We start from the raw sequence: 2,588 nt of genomic DNA on the forward strand, positions 1-2,588 counted from the left end.
GATCTTTTCTCAAGAAAAATATCAAACGTTCTTGCACCGTCATTCAGATTTTTTTTTGAAGAATATGTAAACTTACGGACGTAAATTAAGACTGTCGCAACCAGAGATACTGGGAAACCCTGCAATATGATGCCGCTGCCAACCTGCTGGACAGCAAATACAGAGAGGACTACAGCAACTACAACCTGATTCGCTGTAACCAGCTCCTGCATTTCAGAGGACACCACTACCGCTACGACGAGTACGGCAGAACCCAAACCAAACAGACCATCGGCACAACCCAGCACTACCACTACGATGCTGAACACCGCCTGAGCGAAGTACGCATCGAACAAACAGGCCGCAGTCAGCGTTACGGCTACGTCTACGACGCCCTCGGCCGGCGGATTGAAAAACACCGGCTGGACCGAGATGGCAAACCATGCAACCGCACCACCTTCCTGTGGGACGGGTTAAGAATGATTCAGGAAACCGGCCCGAATCACCCCACCAGCCTGTATATCTATACCGACCAGAACAGCTATGAACCACTGGCACGTATAGACACAGACGGCAACCAAGAACAACATATCCGCTACTTCCACACCGACCTGAATGGCTGTCCGGAAGAGCTTACCGATGCCAACGGCGAAATACTGTGGGAATGTAGCTTTCAGTTATGGGGAAAGCGGATTCATGAAATTGAGCACGAACCCATAGAGCAAAACCTCAGATATCAGGGACAATATTTAGACAGAGAAACTGGCTTACATTACAATACGTTCAGGTATTATGATCCGGATATAGGTAGATTTACTCAGCCAGACCCGATTGGGTTGCTGGGTGGGTTTAATCTGTATCAGTATGCGCCTAATGGGTTGACTTGGGTCGATCCGTGGGGATTGACTGACACCCTTCTAGAAAAGGGCTTACCACTTTCTGATGCTACTAAAATTTATAGGATTAGTACTAATGGTCATTATGGATTTGATTTCAATCCTCGAGAAATAGAAGCTATTAATAAAGGAAAATTAGCTCCACCAGGTGTTTCTGTTATTAGGGCTAATAGTGTCGATGAAGCCACTAAAATATGGAATGGAGCTTTTCCTAATAGGCCTACGACAAGTGTGGGTGAAGCAAAAGTCGTAGATCTTAGAAAAATTGGATTTGATGTTATTCATGATCCATCTAAAGGTAAGTTGGGAGTAAACCATGCAAGATTAATTCAATCAGAAGGTATTAATGGTTTTAATACTAATAAAAGTAAACTATTTGGCATTTTCAAAGGATGTAAAGGGTAATGATGAAAGACTATATTGTTTCATTTAGAGATAAACAGAGATATGCTCTTATAGAATATAAAAAAATTGAAAAGTTTGATCATTATTATGAAGGAGTGATTATTGAATCTAATTTTCCGAAAGAAGTAATTTTTTTTATTAATGAATGTAATTCGATTATTAATGATATGGCGATATCTCTTTTGGATGAGATTGAAGAAAAATTATATTCTTATGATATTGGTTTGGAAAAAAATTGTTCTAGAATTTTTGATATTGAATTTATTGATAAAAATAAAATTTCTTTTTTTACAAAATACCCATCAAGTCAAGGTTATTTAGATAAATATCCGAATAGTTAATTAATATAAAAATCGTAATATTTATGAGTCACTGGCGCGGATAGATAAACGAGGTAATGAGCCCGAAAGGGTAATGTACTTCCACACTGACCTGAATGGTTGCCCGGAAAAGCTTACCGATACAAACGGTGAATTACTCTGGGAATGCAGCTTTCAGTTATGGGGGAAACGGATTCATGAAATCGAACATGAATCAGTAGAGCAAAACCTCAGATATCAGGGACAGTATTTAGACAGAGAAACCGGCTTACATTACAATACTTTCAGGTATTATGATCCGGATATAGGTAGATTTACTCAGCCTGATCCGATTGGGCTGCTGGGTGGCTTGAATCTGTATCAGTATGCGCCTAATGGGTTGACTTGGATTGACCCGTTTGGTTTGATGTGTAGTAATACAAGTTTCAAAGCAGCCTTTAGAGAAGCAAAACGGAGATTAAGAATTCCTCGTAATACAAATACTCCAAAACCAGTAAAGGTTTATGATAATAAGTATGAAAACAGAACGGTTTGGGAGTATAAAGTTGATGGAAATAAGAAATACATTATTTTACACGAGGAAGATAAATTTGGTCGCGGCCCTCATTTTCATACTGCTGATGATTTGCACGGTGATCCTCTCCAACCAAAAGTAAGATATAATCAACATGGTGGACATATTCCTGAAAATATGACAGGAATTACAAACGCTAAAGGCAGAAAATAATGTCATTATCTTTAAAAGAAAAATTGAAATTATCAGTTATTAAAAAAGAAAAAAAAGTAATTCTTCAAAATATCTCAAATAAATTACGGATTGATAATAACAGCAACTCGATAACGTTTGAGTCGCATGATTATAATGTCTTTTTGTCAAAATTTATTGATAATATTGAATATCAGCCAGTAGATTTATCAGTAAATGAAAATTTATTATTTAACCGATTTTGTGATTTTTTGAGTAGTATTGATAATAATGATTTAGTAG

Annotated in this window: 6 protein-coding genes; 4 read left to right on the forward strand and 2 right to left on the reverse strand. The window is 37.7% G+C overall.

Features of this window, described 5'->3' with window-relative positions:
• Both B6C99_RS13455 and B6C99_RS13550 read right to left on the reverse strand, forming a co-directional pair.
• A partial coding sequence (locus B6C99_RS13455; protein WP_216819497.1) for a hypothetical protein occupies nucleotides 1-212 on the reverse strand: 212 nt, incomplete at its 3' end.
• A gap of 1 nt (nucleotide 213) precedes the next feature.
• Nucleotides 214-423: a hypothetical protein gene (locus B6C99_RS13550; RefSeq protein ID WP_254045963.1), complete on the reverse strand. Its 210-nt coding sequence runs from the start codon at nucleotides 421-423 to the stop codon at nucleotides 214-216.
• Between B6C99_RS13550 and B6C99_RS12855 the strand changes: the two genes are divergently transcribed.
• From B6C99_RS12855 to B6C99_RS12870, 4 genes are all read left to right on the forward strand, one after another.
• Nucleotides 327-1,280 carry an RHS repeat domain-containing protein gene (locus B6C99_RS12855; protein WP_371265849.1) on the forward strand — a complete coding sequence of 318 codons (954 nt, stop codon included), beginning with the start codon at nucleotides 327-329 and terminating at the stop codon, nucleotides 1,278-1,280. The two genes, B6C99_RS13550 and B6C99_RS12855, sit on opposite strands and share 97 nt — an antisense overlap.
• A complete protein-coding gene (locus tag B6C99_RS12860) occupies nucleotides 1,280-1,621 on the forward strand; it encodes a hypothetical protein (RefSeq protein ID WP_025315308.1) in 342 nt (113 codons plus the stop codon). The genes B6C99_RS12855 and B6C99_RS12860 overlap by 1 nt, the downstream gene beginning before the upstream one ends.
• Nucleotides 1,622-1,694: 73 nt before the next feature.
• A complete protein-coding gene (locus B6C99_RS12865; protein ID WP_086360184.1) occupies nucleotides 1,695-2,327 on the forward strand; it encodes an RHS repeat-associated core domain-containing protein in 633 nt (210 codons plus the stop codon).
• Nucleotides 2,327-2,588: hypothetical protein (locus B6C99_RS12870; RefSeq protein ID WP_143413972.1), on the forward strand; the 262-nt coding region annotated here is incomplete at its 3' end. The genes B6C99_RS12865 and B6C99_RS12870, both read left to right, overlap by 1 nt.

The organism is Gilliamella sp. N-G2, from assembly GCF_002142215.1.
GTDB lineage: Bacteria > Pseudomonadota > Gammaproteobacteria > Enterobacterales > Orbaceae > Gilliamella.

What these genes read in the sequence shown, in the direction of transcription:
- B6C99_RS12865 (WP_086360184.1), top strand. Translation starts at nt 1,695, where the DNA reads ATGTACTTCCACACTGACCTGAATGGTTGCCCGGAAAAGCTTACCGAT.
- B6C99_RS13550 (WP_254045963.1), bottom strand. Translation starts at nt 423, where the DNA reads ATGGTTTGCCATCTCGGTCCAGCCGGTGTTTTTCAATCCGCCGGCCGA.
- B6C99_RS12860 (WP_025315308.1), top strand. Translation starts at nt 1,280, where the DNA reads ATGATGAAAGACTATATTGTTTCATTTAGAGATAAACAGAGATATGCT.